The sequence below is a fragment of the Streptomyces sp. 2A115 genome (assembly GCF_052245575.1).
Lineage (GTDB): Bacteria > Actinomycetota > Actinomycetes > Streptomycetales > Streptomycetaceae > Streptomyces.
In genome coordinates this window covers 1-625 of record NZ_JBQQCG010000262.1, presented here as the reverse complement: position 1 = coordinate 625, position 625 = coordinate 1, and the positions used below count along the sequence as shown (strand labels likewise).

The 625-nt window shown below is 70.2% G+C and carries 1 protein-coding gene; it reads right to left on the bottom strand.

Annotated elements, in window-relative coordinates; translation table 11 throughout:
- Nucleotides 1-625, bottom strand: a 625-nt coding sequence (locus ACTWQR_RS55940; RefSeq protein WP_443235046.1) for a beta-ketoacyl synthase N-terminal-like domain-containing protein, incomplete at both ends; no start/stop codon positions are given.

Sequence of the window (625 nt, the reverse complement as noted above, 5' to 3'; positions counted from 1 at the left end):
AGCGCCTGCACCATCTTGATCACGCCCGCCACACCCGCAGCCGCCTGCGTATGACCGACATTCGACTTCAACGACCCCAGCCACAACGGGCGCTCCGGGTCCCGGTCCCGCCCGTAGGTGGCCAACAGCGCCTGCGCCTCGATCGGATCACCCAACACCGTCCCCGTGCCATGACCCTCGACCACATCCACCTCAGAGGGGGAAAGCCCGGCACTGGCCAGCGCCCTACGGATCACCCGCTGCTGCGACGGCCCGTTCGGCGCCGTCAGACCATTCGAGGCACCGTCCTGGTTCACCGCACTGCCCCGCAGCACCGCCAGCACCCGGTGCCCACGCTCCCGCGCCACCGACAACCGCTCCAGCACCACCACACCCACACCCTCGGCCCAGCCCGTGCCATCCGCGCCGTCCGCGTACGCCTTGCACCGCCCGTCGGTGGCCAGGCCCCGCTGCCGGGAGAACTCCACAAAGGCACCTGGCGTCGCCATCACCGTCGCGCCGCCGGCCAACGCCATCGAGCACTCACCCTGCCGCAGCGCCTGCGCGGCCAGATGCATCGCCACCAACGACGACGAACACGCCGTATCCAACGTGACCGCCGGACCCTCGAAACCGAACACGTACG